Here is a 20,901-nt window from a genome sequence, read left to right on the forward strand (position 1 = left end):
GCTTAAGCTTCGGTGCGCCTACCTTAACGGATCAATATCCGTTTGATGCTCAAAAGCGCAAAACCGGGATGCTCCCGATTGACTTGCGGTTAGTCTCCTGTTAACATTAAAAGTGTGCCAGTCTTATGTAAAGATAATTTAGCCAGAAAAACATATAAAATTAAAACAATTATTTAAGTCTTTCTAGAACAATTTGTTGATAAAAACTCTCTAAAGCTGTCACGCAAACTTGATCGTCAAACAGATTATCTTGTCGCTGACTCATGCGTTGTGCAATGTCTCGCCGCCACTGTGAGTCTAGACCTAACTTGACAGCAATTTGAATATATTCCTCTTCGTTGTGTGCAATTGTGTCTGTTACTCCCAGTATTTTTAGAAAGCTATAAGCGTGAAGTCCCCGCATAAATTCTCCCGGACAGGTGACTATGGGTAAATTGCAAGCGATCGCTTCTAAAGATGTATTCCCCCCCGACCAAGTGAAAGTATCTAAGAAAACATCGGAAATAAAGTTAATTGCTATGTAATCTTGTCGAGTTGGAATGGTTCGGAAGAGACAGTAATCTTCGCTATCGAGATTAACAGCAGCAAAAGCAAACTTTAGCCGTTCCCGCAGCAGTTCGCCGCGAGGAAAGATAAACAGAGCTTGCGGAACGCGGCGGGCAATTTCTGCTAAAATGAAATCATATTGTGGTAAGTATTTGAAAGGGGCTTGGCAGCATAAATAAATCACTGCATCTTCTCGTAGGTCAAAATCTAAGCGACTGTTGTTTAATTTACCGACGGTTGGTTTTGGGTAGGCAACGCCAATATTCGGCAACTTAATTAAGGTTTCTGAGTAGTGCAATTGTGCATTTTCCGGTTCCATCAATTCACTAGAAATAAAATAATCAATCGTCGGTAAACCAGAGGTGACAGGATGTCCCCACGCCGAACATTGCACGGGGGCCAGGCGCAAAGCTGCTATTTGGATAGTTGGTGCATCCATGCCAATTTCGGGGAAGACAAGAATATGCAATTTGTCATCAATAATTTGTTGGCATACGGCTTCTAGGTTGTGGGGGATGTGGCGAAATTCAGTGCTGTATTGGCGAAATTGTTCTGTAATTGGATCGGGATCGTTCCCCGTATAGTAACAGTAAATTTCAAATTGTTGGTGATTGCAATAACGCAGCCAGCCAGTCAACCAGAAAGTGCCGCTGTAAGAATGCAAATAACTAGAAATATAACCGACTCTAATTTTGCCATTTTCCAGCAGTGGAGGCATAGATTGCGGTTGCACCCACTGCGGATAGTTGGCAGCCATAACTTGATGCACTAAATTAGCATATTTTGACTGCGATTCCACAACATTGTGAGCCTGATATGCTAGGTAAAAATTAGTGAAACTACTAAAACCCCGCAAAGCATTAATTTTATCTTCTGGAGTTTTTAGGGATGTTTGCTTAATTAACTTTTCTAATTCTCGGACAAATCTTTCTCGGTAAAAATTGATTTCATCTAATGTGCTATAAACAATCGGCAATGTTAAGTGTTTGAATAGTTGAAAAACATACTCATTGGGCAGTATTTCCGTTGCTCTTTCTGCACTTGATATAGCTAAATTAGTGCGTCCGTTCTGCTGGTGAATTTTGACTATTTCAAAGTGCAGTTTTCCTGCTGTAGGGTAATGACGGATGCCTTCTTCAAGGCTCGCGATCGCTTCTTCGATTCTGTTGAGGTTTCTTAAACACTCGCTTAAGTTACCATACAGTTCTATATCTCCTACCTGGGATACTAAAAACCTTTGATAGTGCTTAATGGCTGCTTCGTATCTTCCTTGAAGGTAGAGTTTGTTGCCAAATTCTCTCAATATTAATGCTTGGGAGTCAAGGGTGATATCGCTAAGTTGTTCCTGTTCCACTACTGGAATTTGTGCGGTTCCAGATTCGGCTATTGCTTGGTGATTTTCCGCCTTCAGCTTAATTCGATATTGAATGTGTGGCAAAATATCCTGCCACTGGCTTCGATTGAGGTTTTCTAATAAAATAATTTCCGGTTCGCAGCTAGTATCTAAATCTTCTTCCATGAAAAGATTCATCACAATCGCTGATAAAATTAGATTGGCATCTATTTCGGATTTTTCTAAAGTTTCGCTCACATCTATTAAAAGAGTTAGGAAATCGCGCTCGGGATGACTTACCAGACTCCTAATAATTAGTTCTAATTCTAAATAAAGAGATTCTTCGGGTTGGCTCCAATCAGGAAAAATCAGCAAATTTAAGGGTTTGAAATTTAAGGTGGCTAGATCCATGTGATTGTCTGTCTCATCTATATTGCTGGGCATGGATGGGTTTTGGTGTGAATGTTCGATCGCCCCTGGTTTAATTTAACTCGTGTTTGGGCGCGATCGCCCTCCATCCCCTATCAGGGCTGTTGGCGCGATCGCCAGCCGAGGATGGCAGCTAAGATGATACTGGGGGTAAAGACGGCAATTAGGGCGTTGAGGTCGGTAGAGGGTATGGATAAGCTAGGCCCTGCGTACTTGATGGCTAGGGAAAGGGCGGCCGAAAGGGTGAATACTTTGAGGATCGGGCTGATGTTTGTGTTCATGGGAGGGGTGGTTGGTTGGGCGATCGCTTAGGGATGAAATGCCTTTCCATTTTATAATAGGAAGTGCCACCGAACAATTTAGCAGCCTCAAGATTAATTCATAATGGAAAATCAAGAATCTGATTTAATAGACCAAATTCGCCAGCAATATGACTATGCCCCTTATCCGAGAATTCCTCTCGAAAAATCTCCTGAGTCTGAGTATGAGTTGCTTTACCTTCATAACCTTGTAACTGCTTACTACTTTAGAAATCGAAAAGTTGTCAATACTCAAGGCAAACTGATTCTGGATGCGGGATGCGGTAGCGGCTACAAATCCTTAATTTTGGCGACCGCTAATCCGGGAGCTAAAATTGTGGGCATTGATTTATCAGAAGAATCTGTTAGGTTAGCCCGCCACCGCTTGCAATATCACGGTTTTGAGAATGCGGAATTTTATGTGATGAAAATAGAAGAATTACCCAGTTTAGGCGTGGAGTTCGACTACATTAATGCTGACGAAGTGCTTTATTTATTGCCCGACGCTGTTGTAGGATTGCAGGCGATGAAATCGGTTCTTAAACCAGATGGGATTATTCGGACTAACCTGCACAGTTCCATTGGTAGATCGGTAATGTTACGCGCTCAAGCGGCTTTCAGAGCAATGGGATTGATGAATCAAACACCAGGTGAGTTGGAGGTTGAAATAGTCCGGGAAATTATGGACGCGTTGCAAGATGCAATATGGCTCAAAGCAGTTAGTTGGGATGCCGATCGCGCAAAGGATGAGCGGTGGATTATGGTAAATTATTTATTGCTGGGTGACAAAGGCTGTAGCGTGCCTGAACTGTTTGCACTTTTGAGAGCAGCCGATCTAGATTTTATCAGCATGGTGGCGTGGAGCCGCTGGGACTTGATGGATGTGTTCAAAGATCCAGATGATTTGCCTCCGTTTTTGGCGATGAGTCTGCCAGAAACTTCTGTGGAAGAGAGGCTGCATTTATTTGAACTGTTTCATCCCCTACACCGATTGTTTGATTTCTGGTGCGGCAATCCCGGCACTCAGGCTTTTGTGCCTGTTGCGGAATGGACGGAGGCTGACTGGCAGTCAGCGCGGGTGCATTTGCATCCTCAACTCAGGAATTCCCAGACGAGGGAAGACTTGAGTAATTCCATTGCCAGCGAGATGCCGTTTGAGATTAGTCGTTATATTACTGTGGCAACTCTAGCGCCGGTGGCGATCGAGAGTACAATTGCTGCTTGCTTGTTACCTCTGTGGGATGGCCCACAGTCTGCGGTGTCGCTAGTCCAGAAATGGCTAAAGATTAGAGCCGAGGCTGTGGTTAATCTAGATCCCGCAGCCCAGGAGACGGCCTTTGATGAAGTGAAGGAACTGTTGACTAGACTGGAAGTCTCTCTGTACGTGCTTTTGGAGCGTTAGCCGCCCGATCTCAAAAAAAAAATGGACGGGATGATAGCAAAGCCGGGGAAACTGGGTAAGTTACATATAAGAGTTAGAAATCGAGCATTTCACCCCCTCAAGGAGAAACAAATTATGAAGACTGAATTTAAAGCTAAGTTCCTGCAACACATCAACAAAAGAAGAGAGGATCAAGGTTTCACCCTGATTGAACTGCTGGTTGTTATCATCATCATCGGTATTTTGTCTGCAATCGCTTTGCCCGCGTTCCTTAACCAAGCAAACAAGGCCAAGCAGTCTGAAGCCAAGCAGTATGTCAGTTCAATGAACAAGGGTCAGCAAGCTTTTTACGCAGAGAATAGCAAATTTTCGATTGATCCCACGGGTACTCAGTTGGGTCTTGGTATCAAAACTCAAACCACTAACTACACATATAACTTGGCGAGTGGTGATGCGGACAAAGGAGGAGTTGCTAATGCTAAACCAAATACTTCCTCTCTCAAAGGATATGGGGGAAGTGTGGCTTTAATAACCGCTGGAGAAGCAAAAACAACTAGCTCCATCATCTGCCAAGAAGCAGGTACATCTACAGGTAATGCAGGCAATTTAGCCGCAGGTGCTACTGATTGTGGATCAATGGAGCCTGTTACTAAGTAGTTTCTGATTTTGATTACTCCGGGTTGTTAATAGTCCGGCATCAGCGGGTAGCAGATAGAGCTACCCGCTTTAAAATTTTAATAAAAACTTATTGAATAGTTTATGATTTCTAGTGATTCATTCGTTGCCGGATGGCAACAGCAAGCTGAAAAATATATTTTTTCAGAAAACTATTATCAAGCAGGAAAAATTTATGAAGAGGCAATTTTACAGGAGCCTAATGTTAAGTCCTACTACTGGCACTTAGGTTTGATTTTTCTATTGCAGGGCCAAGAAAGTGAAGCTCAGACAACATGGCTCATAGGAATGGCAGATGGAGAGCCAGAAGACATAGAAAAGTGGACAAAAGAACTGATTGAGGTATTGGAAACAGAAGCAGAGCGACGACGATTACAGGGAACAAGAGAAGAGGACTATTGTATAGCGTGGGCAATCCGGCAGCATATACGGGAAATTAACCCAGAAGGAGTTAATAACTTGTTACATTTAATCGGGCTGTCTACTTTGCTCAAAACATACAAAGGAGAAATATTAAACGAGCTGCATATCCTTGAACTGCTCAATTCGGAAGTAGTAGAAGTGGATAAGGAGCTATTAATACAGGTATTAAAAAATGTTTTAGATTGGGCACCGTTTGACATTTTATCTCTAGATTTTACGGAAAGTGCTCTGGTATATATTAAAGACAATACATCGATTTTAGAGCAATTGCTACTCCCATTTGTCTATAAACTTTGCTACTCATTTAAACGAGCTGATGTTGCAGCCATTTTTACCGAAATAGGTTTAAAGTTCCTTCCTAAACACCGAGAATTTTTATATGCGTTGGCTTCTTTTTATCAAGATAGTCGTGAATATACGAAGGGAATAGAATCAGCTAAATTATACTATTCACTTCAAGAAAAGTTACTCAACAGAATTTATGGTAATTTGCTAATTATGCGTGGTTTGATGGGTGCAGGTGGCTACTGGAATGAAGTTTGCTTGGCTTTTGAATTGCAGAAGTCTCTGCTTGCTTCTTTGCTTGATGAACAAAATAATGAGGCTCTATGGGAGACATCAGCTCTGGGATTATTTAATTCTATTTTTTTCTTTCCTTATCTGCAAGATAGACTTGAGGAAAATTTAAAAATTCGTAGTAAAATAGCTGGTTTAGCACAATTAAAAATAGAAACGTCTCTGAAGGAAAAGGTATATCGGTGTCGCCAGTGGAAATCTAGGTTAATAAAAACAGATGTTTCTACAAGACGTTTGAAAATAGGATATATCTCCCACTGCCTGTTGACTCATTCTGTCGGTTGGCTAGCACGATGGGTATTTCAGTACCACGATCGAGAACGCTTTGAGATCAATGGTTACTTTATGGGCTATCAAGAAAATTATAATTCATTACAAGAATGGTTTGTCGGTCAGGTTTCCAAGGCTTGTAAATTAGAACTCAGTGGTCAAGAAGCTGCTGAAAAAATTTATGAAGATGAAATTGACATTTTGATAGACCTTGATAGTTTAACGCTAACTAACACTTGCGAGGCCATAGCAATGAAACCAGCACCGATACAAGTAACCTGGTTAGGTTGGGATGCCTCGGAGATTCCTGCCGTTGATTACTTTATTGCTGATCCTTACGTTTTACCGGAATCTGCTCAGGATTACTATACAGAAAAAATCTGGCGTTTGCCTCAAACTTATATAGCTGTAGATGGTTTTGAAGTTGGTGTACCTAATGTCCGGCGCGATCAATTGGATATTCCTACTGATGCTGTTATTTATTTTACTGGTCAGAAGGGATACAAATATCACCCCGATACAGCAAGGCTGCAAATGCAAATTATTAAAGGAGTTCCCAATAGCTATTTTTTAGTAAAAGGGGTTGCCAATCAAGAATCTCTAAAAAATTTCTTTATTGAGATTGCAGAATCTGAGGGAGTAAGAGCAGAACGCCTAAGATTTTTACCATCTGCTCCTTCAGAACAAGTCCACCGCGCTAATTTAGGCATAGCTGATGTAGTATTAGATACTTACCCCTACAACGGAGCTACAACTACAATGGAGACGCTGTGGATGGGTGTTCCGATAGTAACACGAGTAGGGCAACAGTTTGCTAGCCGCAACAGCTACACGATGATGATGAATGCAGGTATTTCGGAAGGGATTGCTTGGACTGATGAAGAGTATATAGAATGGGGAATTCGTTTAGGAAAAGATGCTGTTTTGCGGCAGCAAATATCTTGGAAATTGCGGCAATCACGACAAACTGCACCGCTGTGGAATGGCAAGCAATTTACGCAAGAGATGGAAAAAGCTTACGAGCAAATGTGGCAAATATATATTGACAAAAATCATTGAGGGTGCTAATGCGAGTAAGTAGTTTGTGCAGCGAGTTGCTGCACAAACTCTCTAAATTTATCAGTTAGTCTCCTCGATAAAACTGTCTAGTTCAAATAAGGAAATGTTCTCGACTTTTGCCTGAACCATCGCCTCTGTGTTCTCATTCTCCAAGACAATCCGACCGTGAAGTCGAGGTATCAAAGCTGACCACTGAATTTTACTCAACTGTCCAATCAGGGAAATTTCCGGTCCATCGGAAACATCTAAATCTTCTTCCATTAAAAGATTCATCACCACGCTAGATAAAGCGAGATTTGCATCTTCATCAGAAATATTGCTCGTGTCTACCAGCAAAGCCATTTTACTTTTGTCCGGGTGAGTTGCGATCGCCCTAACAACTCCCTCTAATTCTAAACCCAAAGACTCTTCTGGTTGCGACCAATCTGCGAAAACTATCAAATTAATATCTCTCAGGTTAAGAGGTAAGAGAGTCGCATTAATCAATGCAGCGCTCATAGTTTGCGCCATTTTTAACCAAGAAAACTTTTGCGCCCGTTGCAAACCAGCCGCAATCAATGAATTGCGAATTTTCGGTTTTTGTACATCACACAGTGCATCGGTTAACCCCTCAACATCCTCATCATTCACATATAAAGCTGCTTCCCCCGCCACTTCAGGAATCGACGCATTGGGACAAGTGATGACCGGACAACCGCAGGACATGGCCTCCAACACAGGCATCCCAAAACCTTCATACTTCGACGGATAAATCAGAGCTACAGCACCGGCATAAGCTAATCTCAATTCGTCATCGCTGAGTTGTAGCTTATGCACAACACTTCCCAAAGTATAATTTCTCAACTCTCCTTCTAATAGAATTCCAGTCCCTGTACAAACAATCTCAAATCCTTGTTTACTAGCAAGTTTTCCAAAAGCCTGAAAAAACAAGATAGAATTTTTATAATCCGACCCGCCTCCCACTGAAATAAAGTAGGGTTTTGAGATGCCGTACTTTGTTTTAAAAGTATTAATTTCTTCTTGACTCGCTGGCGTGAAAAGATTGTCCACTCCACAATGAGCTACTGTTACAGACTGTAGGGGAATTTGTGGGAAAAATATTGTCAAGTCCCGCGCTGTATTTTCTGAAATAGAAATATATCCAGAAGCATGGCAGATAGCATGATGCTTTTCCCTCCACATGGGTTCATTCAAATTGGCCTGCAAAACTTCTGGAATCATGTCATAAGCCATGAATACAGAGGGAGTTGAGAGGGGTGTTGTGTAGTAGGTAGAGATAAATAAATCAGCACCTTCTCGATCGCAGACTTGCTGTAGCATTTCCCGGTCAGCGTCGGTTGTCTCGTAGTTGTAAGCTGGAATAGTAAGGTATCTAATTCCCGCAATTTTTGGAGCGGTTTCCGCCCTATCAAGAATGATAAGATGTTGAGAAAAACCATCTTTTGCCCATTCTTGTAACAAGGAGTTCCAGACACGAGCAATTCCTGTTCTGTAAAGCTGGAAAAACACGCCATCTATCAGGATCGTTGGAGTTGATATTGGAGTAGTTGTTGCTTTTTTAACTGGTAATTCCTCTGGTGGGCCAAACTCCCAGATATCAGTATCTTTTTCTCTTTTCGCTATTGGTGTTACACCACAGGCATTAGCAGTATCAACCATCGTGCCATCTTGAACCCATGAAAAATAGTGGCTCAGGCGAACAGGGAATTTAGTCTGAGCTTGCAATACGCTCCATTCTGAAACTGCATTTGCATAGCCATAATATTGCTCTTTAAATTGCAACTGTTTTGCCATCGCATAGGCAAAGTGTTGAAATACCAAACCCCGCGTTTCTGTCTCTTCATGTACAAAAGGGTTTACTGCGGCAACATCCCTCCATTCAGCATTAGGTAAAGGTTCAGTTAATACTGGAGGTTCGTGGGCAGTCCAGAAACAGCCGGGTTTAAACCTCCAGGTTCGCAACCATTCTTGGGCGGGATTCTGAGCGTAACAGTTGCGAGTGCTAATAACCAGATTCTCTCCGACAAAATACCAACACCAATAAAAAGCAGCCGTTTTTTCAGGATTATTGATGAACATATATCGGGCAGTACACAATTGCTCAACAGTCCACAATTCATCCACATCCACTTGCCACAGCAAACACTCCTCGCGAATATTAGGTAGGGGTGCATTAACCATTTCACGTTTGCCTTCCCAAAAAATACCCTCCGGTTTACGATAAACAGTGACATTTTCTGGATATAACTGTGCCAGTTCGTCTAGGTATTCTGCTGTGCCGTCATTGCTGTGTCCCTTGGAGTGGATTTCGTCGGTAATATGTCCGCCATTCCGCAAAGACCAGGCTGTATCATGCTTCAAGTCCGCTACACCCTCGACTATATGCCAATGCCATTTATAGGGGAGTTGTTTGAAAGCTTCTATGTGATACTTGATGAATGGCTCACCATTGAGGACAATAGTAAAGAAGTGAATCGGTAATTCGGGTGATGAAGTAGAGGAGAAAGCAGTTGAATTTTTTTGACCGCAGGCCAGAGTTGACGAATACTGATGATTGACTAGACAATGTTTGGCAATATTATGCCATACACGCTCAGAACCAGGCCAAGTAGGTACAACATCATGAAATGCTATCCAACCATCTTCTTTTAGGAGAGGGAATGACAGTTCAAAGTCTTTTAATACATCTAAGAATTGGTGAGAACCATCAATAAAAATAAAGTTAATTTTGTTAGCACCCGTGATCTCTATCCACTGGCTTAACACTTGATGAGAATATCCCTGTAAGGGGACTACATATTCATACAATCCATTTTTTTGTACATTTTGCTGCCAAATCTCAAAGAAGTTTCTGTCGGGAAAGTCAATATCGTTGCCGTCCCAGGTATCAATACAATAAATTTTCCTATTAGTTCCTATACAAGCATAAGCCATTGCGACTGTGGAGCGTCCTTTATACGATCCTATTTCAACTATTACAGCATCATTAGGGAGGGACTTTACCTTATTGAAAAGGTACTCTTCTTGCCCTGGAACCATGAAACCTTCAATGGCTTCAACAGCAGACTGAATGGTTGTATAGCTGACTGGTTGAACAGCATCTTTTTTTAACATAGCGTAGGCATTTATATCCGAGTTTGAAATATTATTTTCCATTGTTTACAGCCTGTCTTTACCTTGCTTGTTGGATTAGCGTTTCCTTAGATTAGGCATCTGACTACTTAAAAATTTAAATTCTTTTCATTAAACGCCTAATTACTAAAATTATATGTAGCAGGTAAATTGTCCTTCATATTTAGAAAAAAAGTTAGTTATATAAATTAAGGCTTCTTGAGGAGATAAATTGTGAACTTGCTCTATATCAGCACCATTCCACGGAAATTTATTTTTCCGGTCGGGTTTATCGAGATACCCCCTTCTGTAGGCTTCCTCTGGTGTAAGTGAAGTTACTGGACTGATTTCTTGAGGAATCAAGAAAGCATTATTATAATGTAACTCTACGAGAGCATAGTTATACTTTTGACACAGAATATTTAACTGTGAAATACTTTGACCAAAAAAGTGATCGTTATTCCAAACATAATTGGGGCTATAGTTAACAGTAAACTTTATAGGTGGTGGGATCTTTTCATTTATTTCTACGGTAATCAACAAAGGTCTAAATGAACTAAGTATTTGGTCTAATACAAAATAATCATAACCATCTATATCAAGATTGAGAAAACTAAAGTTTTCTGGGACTTGATGTGTTTTCATAAGAGAAACTACATTTTCAGGTGTCACCATGCATTTGCTTAAGTTTACTTTTTCAAATTCAGTATACCTAAGTGCTAATTTGGTAAATAGTTGGGTATCATATTCTACTGCTAACCCACTCCATCCTTGCTTGTATAAAAAATAAGTGTTTGACATAGTTACCCCATCACTAGCAGCTATATCGACACAGTATTTGTTTTCTATATTTAATTGTTTTAAATATTTATCAATAATAGTTTCTTCGTCTAAATATGAATATTTCTGAGTTGGAGCGTCTACATTTTGGGTATCTGGGATTTTAGGACTAGCTAGCATCAATACCTTAACAAATGCTTGAGAATCGGAGACATAACCCTGACAAGCTGTTGCAAATTCCAGGGTAGATTGTTCGTAGGGTAAATAATCTAAAATGCTTTGAAGTAATTGTAATAGTAAATCGGAATTAACGGGGTACAACTCCGAGCGCAACAACTCAACAATTCCCAAGGATATTAGGTCTTGATTTGTCAAACTATTCATCTTAATAGAAAGATCGACAATCTTTAACAAATTATTTATGTCGGTGGGAGCTATTTCCCGGATGTGTTGCCGGAGTATGTGAGCAACAGCATAGTCGGTGACTCTTTCTCGGCGCTGTGCTTCTGTTTGTATAACTCCTATTAGTTCAGATGTGCATTCTTCGCTTTGTTCGGCATTGTCCTCAAGTATACCTGTGAACCAGACTGTTAAAGCTTCGGCTTCTTGCTCTTGCAAAAGCAGCATCAACCCCAAGTGCCAATAGTGGGATTTAATGTTTGGTTCAGCTTCTATAGCTTGCTCATAAATACTTGCTGCTTGAGAATAGTCTCCTAAAAACAAGCAGGAATTACCTCTTTGTTGCCAATTACTTTGATCGTTTAACACACACCTGGCACGGTAACCGCTGCTGTAATTTCTAATTTTAGCAATAATAGGCAATGAACTTAGTCCCCGCTTAACTAGCTCTGGAATTTCCGCTAAGCTCTCTATAATATTATCAGCCAAGTTATATCTTATATCGTCGCCATATTGCAGGGTCAAATACGCTAGAAGTTCCAGAGCATAGTCAGGAAAGTTCATAACATCAGCGATACAAGCTAATTTTAGTATTCGATCGGGTGTCTTTAATTCTGTATTCAAGTCTTCCCGAATCAGATCTCGAAAATAAAAAGCATCAGACCAGACTAAGGCTCCATAGTGGTCGGGTGACACTACAGGCATTCGGCGACCGTCACGATGTATATTACATAAATCAAAAAGTGTAAATCCTTGTTCTCTCAGGTACACATCTACATCCCCAAACAAAGGTTGACCCTTGTATATTTCTGTAAACTCTACTTCTGTTACAATCGCTAGAGTGCTACTTTTTAAAATACTAGAAGCTCCTTTTAAAACCAGAAGCTCTGCCCCCTGAACGTCTAGTTGTATAAAATCAATCTCGTTAACTGCTTCTGATTGGCAAAAAAAATCTAAAGTTGTTATCTCAACTTCCACAGTAGAAACTAGCTCAATTAGCTGAGAATTTCCGACAAACCGCTCAATATAGGCATCGCTGGGAGGATATAGTGAACTGCAACCTGGGTGTTTAGTAAGATAAATTGTGGATGTTCCGACAGAATTTCCCAGAGCTAGTGGAATATGTTTTTCAGTCCAATTTATTTTTCGAGCTTCTATAGTGGCGTTAGCCTCATGACAAGCAGCTTCATCAGCATCGAATCCATAGATAGTAAGATTGGGTGCAAAAATATCCCACCCCTGACTCCCATAGTCATCTTTGTCTGCCATCTTACGAGATCCAACGAGGCATACTGTTACGTGAATATTATTTAAATGCCCGCTTTTCTTTAGGCTCGGAACGAAAATTGCCATGCTATAACCTTGAGATAAAATAAAATGATAATTAACGATGATATGGGTAGATATTGCGATGGTAGGGGAGATTGCAGAGAAGCCAATGGAGAAGATACCTCTGAACTCCCTCCTTTCGGCTACTACTTCCCCTTCGCCTGCCTCAACAGCGCCTTATAATCAGCTCTGTCAGGATTTAGCTTCACCAATTTCTCCAAAGGCTCGATCGCCCCTACCTGATTATTCATCTGCAGCCGCACCTTTGCCAATCCCTCCAGAGCCGTCTGATTTTGAGGTTCTCGCTGCAAAACCGTCTCATATCCCCGTTCCTGCGCCGCCAGCAAAGATTCCTGAGAAACTTCTACCGGAGCAGATTTTTGCTGGTGCTGGCTGCTCAAACCGCTGCTGTACAGACTCACAATACCAAAAATCGCAGAACCACCAAACGAAACCATTGATACTAACGCAAAAATCTGCTTAATTCGATCGCCCTTATTAAATGGACGAGGGCTAGATTTTTTCTGTGTGCTTTCCATTGCTAACTCTTAGCCTCGCTGTTTTCCAGGCACTCCAGAAGCGCCTATATCTAGATTGCCCAAGTTCGATCGCAAAACGATCGCCCCTCCCAATTTAAAATTTTCGCTAAAACTCTATACATATCAACCGATATTTGTCAAGCAAATTCAACCAATTGTCTGGTTCAGAAGCGGGCCGAGCTTGTAACAATTATCCTATAATTTTCCAAAGACGCGCCCGGACGCAGTACCGGAAATACTTCGTCCAGACGACTTCTCCAATGTTGTCAACCCAACACAGGGAGCAATACAATTATGCCAAACAATCCAAACTGGTTGCGTTACGATCCAGACGAAGACCAATCTCGACACGCAGCAGCCGACGAAGCTTGTTGCTATGAGATGCAAAGAAAATATGGTTGGAAACTACTTGACATAGAGGAAATTGATACAAACGGTCTAGAAGTTGATTGTGTTTTTCGAGGCCAAACAGAATTTCCCAAATCATTCTACGACACAGAAAGAGAGGACGACGATGCATAAATACATTATTTTCCGAGCCGAACCGAGAACTCCTGGGTGGAAAGATAGAAAATTCCAGCACACTCAATCATTAACTCGCATTTTAACCGAACACTTTGACTCTTCTGACGGGCCAATTCCTGAAGTTGGCTATCGTCCCCCAGAGTTTGTTCGTGTGGAAACAGAACACGATCCAGATAGGCACGGTTACAACACTCATTATCGCACAGGTGATTGGGAAGTTGCGCGGGTTGAGACTTATACTCCCGATATTCCGATCGGTGAATTTGATATGGTAGTAATCTGCTATTGCCAATATTCCCCTATTGACGCTCCCCTCAAACCCATGCCAGAACGTCAAGTTTCTGTCGATTCCTTTAGAGGTGATAAGGAAGCTTATCAACGTTGGTTAGAGTCTCAAAAAGGCAAAGAATACACTGAAGTGTAAATAATACAGGACTTACGCATCCCCTAATCCTTGCTCCTCTAATCTTTTCGGGCTCTGACGGATCGTCATTCAACTAACAATTTACTTGAGAAATAAAAGTGCGCTCGCCTCGGTGAAGCGCGATCGCACTTTTATTTCTTTAGCCATTATCTTGTGGCAATTCTCCAAATTGTTCTCGATAACGCGCCAGCAAAGATTCGAGTTCAGCAGCCCGTTGACTTTCCGCTTCAGCACGTTGCCGTTCTGCTTTTAAAGCTGAAGCCAATTCATCGGGAATCAATAATTTCTCTCCATTATCTTCCCGATAAAACCCAAGAATTTTTCCCTCTATTTCTAACCGCAGTTGCAATACTTCGCTACGATTATCTCTAATTAATTGATACCCCTCTACTCCCAGTCGGTACCCCCGCAATTGTTCGGCAATCCATTCACCTCTTGGGTCAAACAACCAATATTCCTGAACTTCTATCCCCTCGTACAAATCTTTTTTATTATTTTGATCTTCCGACTTTGTACCTGGTGATGTAATTTCAAAAATCACTTTCGGCACTTGCCCTTCTTCCCAGATTTTGTAATTATCTCTGCCACCAGGTTCTACATCAAAAATTACCATCACGTCTGGTGCTACACGGACTTTTGGGAAACCTTGAGCGTAGTATAAAAATTGGTTTGCTAAAACAGTAGCTCGACGGTCTGCGAGGTATTGTTTTAAGACTTCTAAAGTAGTTAAAATTGCGTAAAGATGGTCGTAAGTTTCTGCCACTGGTTCTCCATCAGCGCTAGGGTATACGATTTCAGAAGTTTTGAGGGTGGGAACGACTGCTGTCATGGTCGTGCTTCCTGTGAGTTGTATATCTATTATAAACTTTTTTGATGCAACTAAGTAGGTTAATTTAATTAAACGTAAAACGATCTCGTGCTTTAGAGTCCCGACTTATTCAAAAATTAGGTTCTGGCCTTATCTATTTTTGACTACAAATCCCCATCGATCGCCCTTTTGAATTCCTTAATTGCTTCAACATGACTCGGCATATTAACACACCTGACGAGTAAACCCATATCGAGTTCTGGGAGCAATTGGGAACTTGCAATCTCTTCGTATCCTTGCTGTGTGAGAGCATACAGAGACATTCGGCTGTTTTCCCAAAACCAGACTTCAGGGATTTGCAGCCGTTTGTAAGCCTCTAGCTTATCAATTCCGCCGCTAGTGACGACTACTTCGATCGCCAAATCTGGACGTTCCCTATTAGCACCCAATTCGTATGATTTATCTGCTTCCCTTCTGACTAAACCTTCTTCGCTTTCCAATGTCATCGAACCTGTTGGAGTGTAAGCTCTATCTGCTTTCATCAAATAGATTTGCCGAAGATCACCAATTCTCTCCTTAGCTGTTTCGTGTTTTCTTCCAGGCATTTTCTCTATCTCCAGCACTCCCGCTAAAAACGACAATTTAACACCTAGAATATCCAAAATCGGTTCTAAGATTTTGAATTGTTGCCAGGTTAATCCGGGAAATAGCAATGGCCGCTCTAATTTTTCTTTTAATATTGTTGTAGTCATAGCAAACTCGCTCCTTATTCATTAACAATTCCTGCGTTAAACACCTGTTGAGCAGTCAAGTTCAAATCTGGAAAAGCAGCCGATTCAATTCTCTCCTCTCCCCGGAACTGCGTCAACTCGTACTCCCCATCAACCAATTGATAAAGCGAAAGCGTAGGTTGTTTGGGATTGCCGATGTAGCGTCTCCCGCCCAATCCCAAATAATCCACAATCCAGTATTCAAGAATGCCCATTTCTTCATAATCGCGTAGTTTAGTAAGATAGTCAGTCTGCCAGTTAGTGCTGACAACTTCTACTGCTAAACGCACCGACGAACCCATTGTGATAATTGATTCTGCTGCCCAACGCGGTTCATTTATCACTTGCTGTCGATCGAGAACGATGACATCTGGCTCATATCCTGATTCGTCGCGATCGGGTTTAAGGACACATTCTTTGGGAAGGAAATAGGGCAATCGGGCATTGCGACATACAACGCCAACTTCTATATTGAGAAAGCCAGAGATTTCTGAATGTTGGCCAGTTCCTTTGGGCATTTCAACAATTACTCCATTGTGCAGTTCGTAGCGGTATTCGGAATTTTCAGGATACCATGCAATAAATTCGTCAAATGTTACTGATTTTGTTAAGACTTGAACCATGTCTATCGCTCCTTGATTCTAGTTATATTTAAAGTTGATTTGAACTATTACCGCAAAGCCTTAATGAATTCAGTAACAGCATCATATTGATCGAAGTAAGTTACATATCTCACTAACAAAGCAATGTCTAACTCCGGTAACAACTCGCTGCGAGGGACTTTTTCGTACTCCTCCCTCAAATAATAGATACTCAGCACTCCATCTTCCCAAAACCAAACTTCAGGTATGCCCAACCGCTTGTATAGTTGAAGTTTATCGATGCCACCGCTGGTGAATACAACTTCGATCGCCAAATCTGGAATTGCCTTTTTAGTCTGCAAATTATAAGACTCATCAGGCTCTTTTCTCGCCCCTAATTCTTTACTACCCAAAGTCGGCCCGCCCTTGATATAAAATCGGATGCCCTTCTCTCTCAGGTATGCTTCTAATAAAGCCCTGATAGTACCCTTTGTCTCTTCATGTTCGGGGCTAACTGTCATAATTTCTAAAATTCCATCTAAGTAAGCAAATTTGATACCGCCGACAGACTCAAAAGCGACTTCTAGCGATTCAAATTGCGACCAACTCACTCCTCTTAGAGTCAGGCAACTCTCGGTGACAGAGTTTTTGACTGCTGTTTGTGTCATATTTTCTCCTTATCCTTTTTTTAGATTAAGCTTTTGAGAGCGCCACTGTTTTCTCAATTTTATTAACTTTTGTTCGATCGACCTCCCACACCTTCAAATGCCATCAGGATCGATACCCTGACTTCTCAAGTATGCCATTAGTCGATCGGCCCTCTGGCGTTCCTCTTCGGCGCGCTGGCGTTCCTGTTCCACCCGTTCCGCACCCCACAGCAGCAAATTGCCATTCTCATCCCACCAGCGCAACCAATAACCCGTTCTCTGAGATTTTTCACCTTCCCAAACCCCCAGAAATAAACCCATTGATTCTATCCAGAATCGCTGATTAGCATCCGGTTCTTGCAATTCATATTCTCCCGACGCAGAGAGTCTGTACACTTCCAATACTCCCGATTTGGGTTCAAAAATTACATAAATCGGTACTTGCAAAATTCGCTCATAAAACCGCCATTTCCCGTAAGGATATGTCGGTTTATTTGAATATTCACTACCGTCAGTATCCGAGAAAAATTCCATCACTACTGCGGGTACTTCTCCCTCAGCATTGGGCGTATAACTGCGGCGAACCTCTCCTGGTTCTGCTGGCAATACCGAGGGAACGTACACCCAATCCAGTGCTTTTACTACTGTTTTGTCGTTAACTTTGGCACAGAGTCCAAAATTGGAAGCTATTAGCATTGAAGCTAGGATAAATCCTGCCAGATCGAAGGCTTCTCGCAGGGCGGCGGCTAAAAGTGGTTGGTCGATGTTTTCCACTGGATCGTCTGGTAATTTAAAGTCATCTGGCAATTTTTCCCAAGTTATAGTATACTGGCTTTTGGTTGCGTCCGGTTTCGATAATGTTTGCGTCATTGGTTTTGCTTGTTTCGATAGAAAGAGTTTTTTGTTAATAGGATTTGGACAATAACTTTAATGCCTGGTGCGAAAGGCGCACCTTATTAACTAGCTGTAATCTGGGTGCGTATTGCGCTGGTTACTAACTAGAGTAGCTCGCGAATATTGTGCAATTGCGGTTATTCAATCATACCATGTTTTAAGGGGTATTTTAGGGCTCTACTGGTTCTGCTGACCTGGCAGTTTGAGAAGGTATAACAGGCAATTTTTGCTGTTTATGCAAGCTGGGAAATCCCGGCTTTACTGATTGATTTCGGGCAGGTGTACTCGCATTTACTTTCTCAGAAAGGGGAGCTAATGTTTGAGTCACTTTAACTTGCTGTCGCAGTTGTTCTGTCGAACCCAACAAGCCTCCCAATCCGTTGAACAACCTGCGAATATTGTTGCGGAAAGCCGGATCTCCCGTCAAATCATCCACGTCGGAAGTAATTTTCTGCACGTTCTGAAATGTAGCTCGTGCAGAATCTAGAGTTTGCTGCAATAATAGCAAAGTTGCGGGATTGTTTACCTGGCTGGATAAATCTCGCAAATTACTAGAAGCTTGGGCAGCATTCGCTGATAAAACTTCTAAATTGTTCAGCAATTGTCCTTGGTTGATTCGATTAATTGTCGGACTCAAACTGCTGACAGCTACCCGCAGTTCCTGACTGCTTTGATTGATGTTATTCAGAGTTGAGACTAAACTGGCGCGGTTGGTTGTTACTAAAGAATTGAGTTGGTTGGCTGTTAATGTAACTTGATTGGCTGCTTGAGTTACTGAATTAGCAGAATTGATCGCAGCGGCAGATACGGCTTTTGTGGAAGTGTCCGCCGTAGCTGCTACTTTAGAAACATCAGCGGCAACTCCTGAGATTTCCGTCTTGAGCGATTGATTTAAGGTGCTTGCTTCTCCCTTTAATGATTGATTTAAACTGATGGCTTCCCCCTTTAATGATTGATTTAAACTTGCTATTTCAGTTTTTAATGATTGATTTAAGCTGCCAAGGTCTCCCCTTACAGATTGATTCAAATTTTTTATTTCAGATTGGGCAGTTTGAGTTAATTTGGATAAATCTTGAGTGAGTTTAGCTGCACCTTTAGCTGTGTTGGCTGTATTCTCGGTAAGAGATTTAATATTGTTAAACAGCGCGGGGTCAGTGTAGACATTAGCTAGGCGGACTGTGGATTTGATGAGTTCGTCGATAGTGACTCCAGCTTGACCTTTTAAGCGCGAATTTTTGCAGATAATCTCTGGGGGACAGTCGGCACTAACGGGATTGGCGGTAAGTAATGATTCTGGCAAAATCGAGTTGGGGGTAATGTCGATCGACGATTCGCCAATTAAACCGGATTTATTCGCTTCGATCGTAACATCCCGGGGAATCACTAAAGTACCGGGGGCAATCTCCAGCGTCACGTCTACGCCGTTGGAACCCGGTTTGAGGGCGGTAATTTTACCGACTGCAACCCCACGATACCTGATGGGCGTGCCTATTTGCATTCCTTGGGCGCTGCCAAATTCTACGGCGAATTTGTAGCTGCGGTTCCCTAGCTGCACGCCCCGCAGCCAGAGCACTAAGCCGCCAAATAAACCGATTCCTACTAAAATTAAGAACCCGACAGAACCTTCTCTTACAGTTCGCGATCGCATATTACCTCCTTAGTCATTGGTCATTAGTCATTAGTCATTAGTCATTAGTCATGAGTCATTAGTCATTAGTTATTAGTCAGTGGTGGTCATTTTTAGGGGATGATCCGATAGATTGTAGGTATGAGTTTAATTGAGGGGCTAAGTCATTAATGATTGCTGTGAATGTATTTACTTGTTGAACGGTTAAAAGTTTTCGAGTGTAAGCTCGTCTCAACCAGTGTTGAGTTTCATATAAAGAACCTCTAGCTATCTTGACAAAGCGTCATAACTGCCTCGTCGCACTCCTTCTGCTATGTTAGCACCGACGCTATCGGCTGAACGGACAATTTGTTTGCCGATCGTATCTTTGGCAAATGGCTCCCAAGTCTTAACAGTTTGCCAAATTTCATCGGCTAGTCGTTCTGATAATTTATAAACTCGCAATTCCTGAAAACTTTTTGTTGCCATATTACCCTCGACCTTAATGACTAATGACTCATGACTAATGACTCATGACTCATGACTAATTACTATCCAAGCGCTTGAATTGGCCCAGTAACACTGCCACTAAAAAATTGTCTGATCAGTAAATTATCTGTCGATGCAATGTCATTGACAGTTCCCTCCCACTGCACTTTGCCTTGATAGAGAAACACGATGCGATCGGCAGTGCGGCGGATGGTACTGTCTTGGTGAGTGACGATCGCATAAGTGCTGCAAACACCTTGGGCCGCCTGCAAGTCTCTGATTAAATCTTCAATTACCGTCGAAGCGATCGGATCTAAACCCGCCGTCGGTTCGTCGTACAGCAAAACCTCTGGATTATCCCTGGCATTATCGGGATTCGCCATGATAGCGCGGGCAAAACTTACCCGCTTCCTCATTCCCCCAGACAACTGCGCCGGATAGCGTTCGCTAATTCCCGGTAAACCCACCATCTCCAACTTTTCCTCCACCAATTCCCGAATGCGGCGGCGCGGCAACTTAGAATGCTGGTAAAGTAAAAAACCGACATTCTCCTCCACCGTCAGCGAATCAAACAAAGCCGCTTGCTGAAACACCATCCCAATTCCGATCGGATCTGCCACGTCGTCCACCCATCCGACCCTGCGCTGTCCCTGAACAAAAACCTCACCGGCATCCGGGGCCAACAAACCGGCAATTATCCGCAAAATAGTAGACTTCCCCGTCCCGGAAGGACCAATAATTGCCAGGGCTTCTCCCCGATAAATCCTCAGATCGACTCGATCGAGGATCGGGTTCTGGCCGAAGGACTTACTTACCCCCTTGAGTTCGATTAGTGGCTCAGCCATAAAATGTTATCAATAAGTTGTCAGTCCTCAGTCCTCAGTCTACCTAATGACTCATGACTCATGGCTAATCACTAATTACTTAAATTGACTGCCAGAATCAAAACTCTCTTGTATTGTAAATTTGTCAGATCGAGCTGTTCCAATACCCTTAAGACTAATTAAC

17 protein-coding genes and 1 pseudogene are annotated in these 20,901 nt (G+C 42.1%); 6 read left to right on the forward strand and 12 right to left on the reverse strand.

Annotated features, from left to right (window positions below):
* Nucleotides 1-169: 169 nt before the first annotated feature.
* Nucleotides 170-2,323 carry an O-linked N-acetylglucosamine transferase family protein gene (locus QUA04_RS17960; RefSeq protein WP_333258812.1) on the reverse strand — a complete coding sequence of 718 codons (2,154 nt, stop codon included), beginning with the start codon at nt 2,321-2,323 and terminating at the stop codon, nt 170-172.
* A gap of 18 nt (nt 2,324-2,341) precedes the next feature.
* Between QUA04_RS17960 and QUA04_RS17965 the strand changes: the two genes are divergently transcribed.
* The 4 genes from QUA04_RS17965 to QUA04_RS17980 all read left to right on the forward strand — a co-directional run bounded on the left by QUA04_RS17965 (nt 2,342) and on the right by QUA04_RS17980 (nt 6,991).
* Entirely contained in the window at nt 2,342-2,620 is a 279-nt protein-coding gene (locus tag QUA04_RS17965) for a hypothetical protein (protein ID WP_333258814.1), read from the forward strand.
* Nucleotides 2,621-2,692: 72 nt separating this feature from the next.
* Nucleotides 2,693-4,009: a methyltransferase domain-containing protein gene (locus QUA04_RS17970; RefSeq protein ID WP_333258816.1), complete on the forward strand. Its 1,317-nt coding sequence runs from the start codon at nt 2,693-2,695 to the stop codon at nt 4,007-4,009.
* Nucleotides 4,010-4,123: 114 nt separating this feature from the next.
* Nucleotides 4,124-4,645 (forward strand): type IV pilin-like G/H family protein, encoded by a 522-nt coding sequence (locus QUA04_RS17975; protein WP_333258818.1) that lies wholly within the window; start codon nt 4,124-4,126, stop codon nt 4,643-4,645.
* Nucleotides 4,646-4,747: 102 nt separating this feature from the next.
* Complete coding sequence (locus QUA04_RS17980; RefSeq protein ID WP_333258820.1) at nt 4,748-6,991, forward strand: O-linked N-acetylglucosamine transferase family protein; 2,244 nt, start codon at nt 4,748-4,750, stop codon at nt 6,989-6,991.
* A 60-nt stretch (nt 6,992-7,051) separates the two neighbouring features.
* On the opposite strand, the gene QUA04_RS17985 is transcribed toward QUA04_RS17980, so the two are convergent.
* The 3 genes from QUA04_RS17985 to QUA04_RS17995 all read right to left on the reverse strand — a co-directional run bounded on the left by QUA04_RS17985 (nt 7,052) and on the right by QUA04_RS17995 (nt 13,149).
* Nucleotides 7,052-10,147, reverse strand: a complete 3,096-nt coding sequence (locus tag QUA04_RS17985) for a class I SAM-dependent methyltransferase (protein ID WP_333258822.1) — start codon at nt 10,145-10,147, stop codon at nt 7,052-7,054.
* A gap of 108 nt (nt 10,148-10,255) precedes the next feature.
* Nucleotides 10,256-12,550: an FkbM family methyltransferase gene (locus QUA04_RS17990; RefSeq protein ID WP_333258823.1), complete on the reverse strand. Its 2,295-nt coding sequence runs from the start codon at nt 12,548-12,550 to the stop codon at nt 10,256-10,258.
* A 206-nt stretch (nt 12,551-12,756) separates the two neighbouring features.
* Nucleotides 12,757-13,149 carry a tetratricopeptide repeat protein gene (locus QUA04_RS17995; RefSeq protein ID WP_333258825.1) on the reverse strand — a complete coding sequence of 131 codons (393 nt, stop codon included), beginning with the start codon at nt 13,147-13,149 and terminating at the stop codon, nt 12,757-12,759.
* A 294-nt stretch (nt 13,150-13,443) separates the two neighbouring features.
* Between QUA04_RS17995 and QUA04_RS18000 the strand changes: the two genes are divergently transcribed.
* Nucleotides 13,444-13,671 (forward strand): hypothetical protein, encoded by a 228-nt coding sequence (locus QUA04_RS18000; RefSeq protein WP_333258827.1) that lies wholly within the window; start codon nt 13,444-13,446, stop codon nt 13,669-13,671.
* Complete coding sequence (locus QUA04_RS18005) at nt 13,664-14,098, forward strand: hypothetical protein (protein WP_333258829.1); 435 nt, start codon at nt 13,664-13,666, stop codon at nt 14,096-14,098. The genes QUA04_RS18000 and QUA04_RS18005 overlap by 8 nt, the downstream gene beginning before the upstream one ends.
* A 139-nt stretch (nt 14,099-14,237) precedes the next feature.
* Here the strand turns inward: QUA04_RS18005 and QUA04_RS18010 are convergent, their stop codons facing one another.
* The 8 genes and pseudogenes from QUA04_RS18010 to QUA04_RS18045 all read right to left on the reverse strand — a co-directional run bounded on the left by QUA04_RS18010 (nt 14,238) and on the right by QUA04_RS18045 (nt 20,738).
* Complete coding sequence (locus QUA04_RS18010; protein WP_333258831.1) at nt 14,238-14,927, reverse strand: Uma2 family endonuclease; 690 nt, start codon at nt 14,925-14,927, stop codon at nt 14,238-14,240.
* Nucleotides 14,928-15,070: 143 nt separating this feature from the next.
* Nucleotides 15,071-15,658 (reverse strand): Uma2 family endonuclease, encoded by a 588-nt coding sequence (locus tag QUA04_RS18015; RefSeq protein WP_333258833.1) that lies wholly within the window; start codon nt 15,656-15,658, stop codon nt 15,071-15,073.
* A 14-nt stretch (nt 15,659-15,672) separates the two neighbouring features.
* Nucleotides 15,673-16,299, reverse strand: a complete 627-nt coding sequence (locus QUA04_RS18020) for a Uma2 family endonuclease (RefSeq protein ID WP_333258835.1) — start codon at nt 16,297-16,299, stop codon at nt 15,673-15,675.
* 47 nt (nt 16,300-16,346) lie between these two features.
* Entirely contained in the window at nt 16,347-16,925 is a 579-nt protein-coding gene (locus QUA04_RS18025; protein WP_333258837.1) for a Uma2 family endonuclease, read from the reverse strand.
* Between the two features lie 93 nt (nt 16,926-17,018).
* A complete protein-coding gene (locus tag QUA04_RS18030; protein WP_333258840.1) occupies nt 17,019-17,774 on the reverse strand; it encodes a Uma2 family endonuclease in 756 nt (251 codons plus the stop codon).
* A gap of 193 nt (nt 17,775-17,967) precedes the next feature.
* Nucleotides 17,968-19,446 (reverse strand): MlaD family protein, encoded by a 1,479-nt coding sequence (locus QUA04_RS18035; protein WP_333258842.1) that lies wholly within the window; start codon nt 19,444-19,446, stop codon nt 17,968-17,970.
* 76 nt (nt 19,447-19,522) lie between these two features.
* A pseudogene (locus tag QUA04_RS18040) lies at nt 19,523-19,893 on the reverse strand (four helix bundle protein).
* 62 nt (nt 19,894-19,955) lie between these two features.
* On the reverse strand, nt 19,956-20,738 hold the full coding sequence (locus tag QUA04_RS18045; protein WP_333258844.1) for an ATP-binding cassette domain-containing protein: 783 nt from the start codon (nt 20,736-20,738) through the stop codon (nt 19,956-19,958).
* Nucleotides 20,739-20,901: the final 163 nt, after the last annotated feature.

Origin of the sequence: Microcoleus sp. S13_C5 (assembly GCF_036700845.1) — a bacterium.
Lineage (GTDB): Bacteria > Cyanobacteriota > Cyanobacteriia > Cyanobacteriales > Microcoleaceae > Microcoleus.

What these genes read in the sequence shown, in the direction of transcription:
- QUA04_RS17985 (WP_333258822.1), bottom strand. Translation starts at nt 10,147, where the DNA reads ATGGAAAATAATATTTCAAACTCGGATATAAATGCCTACGCTATGTTA.
- QUA04_RS18030 (WP_333258840.1), bottom strand. Translation starts at nt 17,774, where the DNA reads ATGACGCAAACATTATCGAAACCGGACGCAACCAAAAGCCAGTATACT.
- QUA04_RS18045 (WP_333258844.1), bottom strand. Translation starts at nt 20,738, where the DNA reads ATGGCTGAGCCACTAATCGAACTCAAGGGGGTAAGTAAGTCCTTCGGC.
- QUA04_RS18025 (WP_333258837.1), bottom strand. Translation starts at nt 16,925, where the DNA reads ATGACACAAACAGCAGTCAAAAACTCTGTCACCGAGAGTTGCCTGACT.
- QUA04_RS18020 (WP_333258835.1), bottom strand. Translation starts at nt 16,299, where the DNA reads ATGGTTCAAGTCTTAACAAAATCAGTAACATTTGACGAATTTATTGCA.
- QUA04_RS17970 (WP_333258816.1), top strand. Translation starts at nt 2,693, where the DNA reads ATGGAAAATCAAGAATCTGATTTAATAGACCAAATTCGCCAGCAATAT.
- QUA04_RS18000 (WP_333258827.1), top strand. Translation starts at nt 13,444, where the DNA reads ATGCCAAACAATCCAAACTGGTTGCGTTACGATCCAGACGAAGACCAA.
- QUA04_RS17965 (WP_333258814.1), top strand. Translation starts at nt 2,342, where the DNA reads ATGTTCGATCGCCCCTGGTTTAATTTAACTCGTGTTTGGGCGCGATCG.
- QUA04_RS18035 (WP_333258842.1), bottom strand. Translation starts at nt 19,446, where the DNA reads ATGCGATCGCGAACTGTAAGAGAAGGTTCTGTCGGGTTCTTAATTTTA.
- QUA04_RS18005 (WP_333258829.1), top strand. Translation starts at nt 13,664, where the DNA reads ATGCATAAATACATTATTTTCCGAGCCGAACCGAGAACTCCTGGGTGG.
- QUA04_RS17990 (WP_333258823.1), bottom strand. Translation starts at nt 12,550, where the DNA reads ATGGCAGACAAAGATGACTATGGGAGTCAGGGGTGGGATATTTTTGCA.
- QUA04_RS18010 (WP_333258831.1), bottom strand. Translation starts at nt 14,927, where the DNA reads ATGACAGCAGTCGTTCCCACCCTCAAAACTTCTGAAATCGTATACCCT.
- QUA04_RS18015 (WP_333258833.1), bottom strand. Translation starts at nt 15,658, where the DNA reads ATGACTACAACAATATTAAAAGAAAAATTAGAGCGGCCATTGCTATTT.
- QUA04_RS17980 (WP_333258820.1), top strand. Translation starts at nt 4,748, where the DNA reads ATGATTTCTAGTGATTCATTCGTTGCCGGATGGCAACAGCAAGCTGAA.
- QUA04_RS17995 (WP_333258825.1), bottom strand. Translation starts at nt 13,149, where the DNA reads ATGGAAAGCACACAGAAAAAATCTAGCCCTCGTCCATTTAATAAGGGC.
- QUA04_RS17960 (WP_333258812.1), bottom strand. Translation starts at nt 2,323, where the DNA reads ATGCCCAGCAATATAGATGAGACAGACAATCACATGGATCTAGCCACC.
- QUA04_RS17975 (WP_333258818.1), top strand. Translation starts at nt 4,124, where the DNA reads ATGAAGACTGAATTTAAAGCTAAGTTCCTGCAACACATCAACAAAAGA.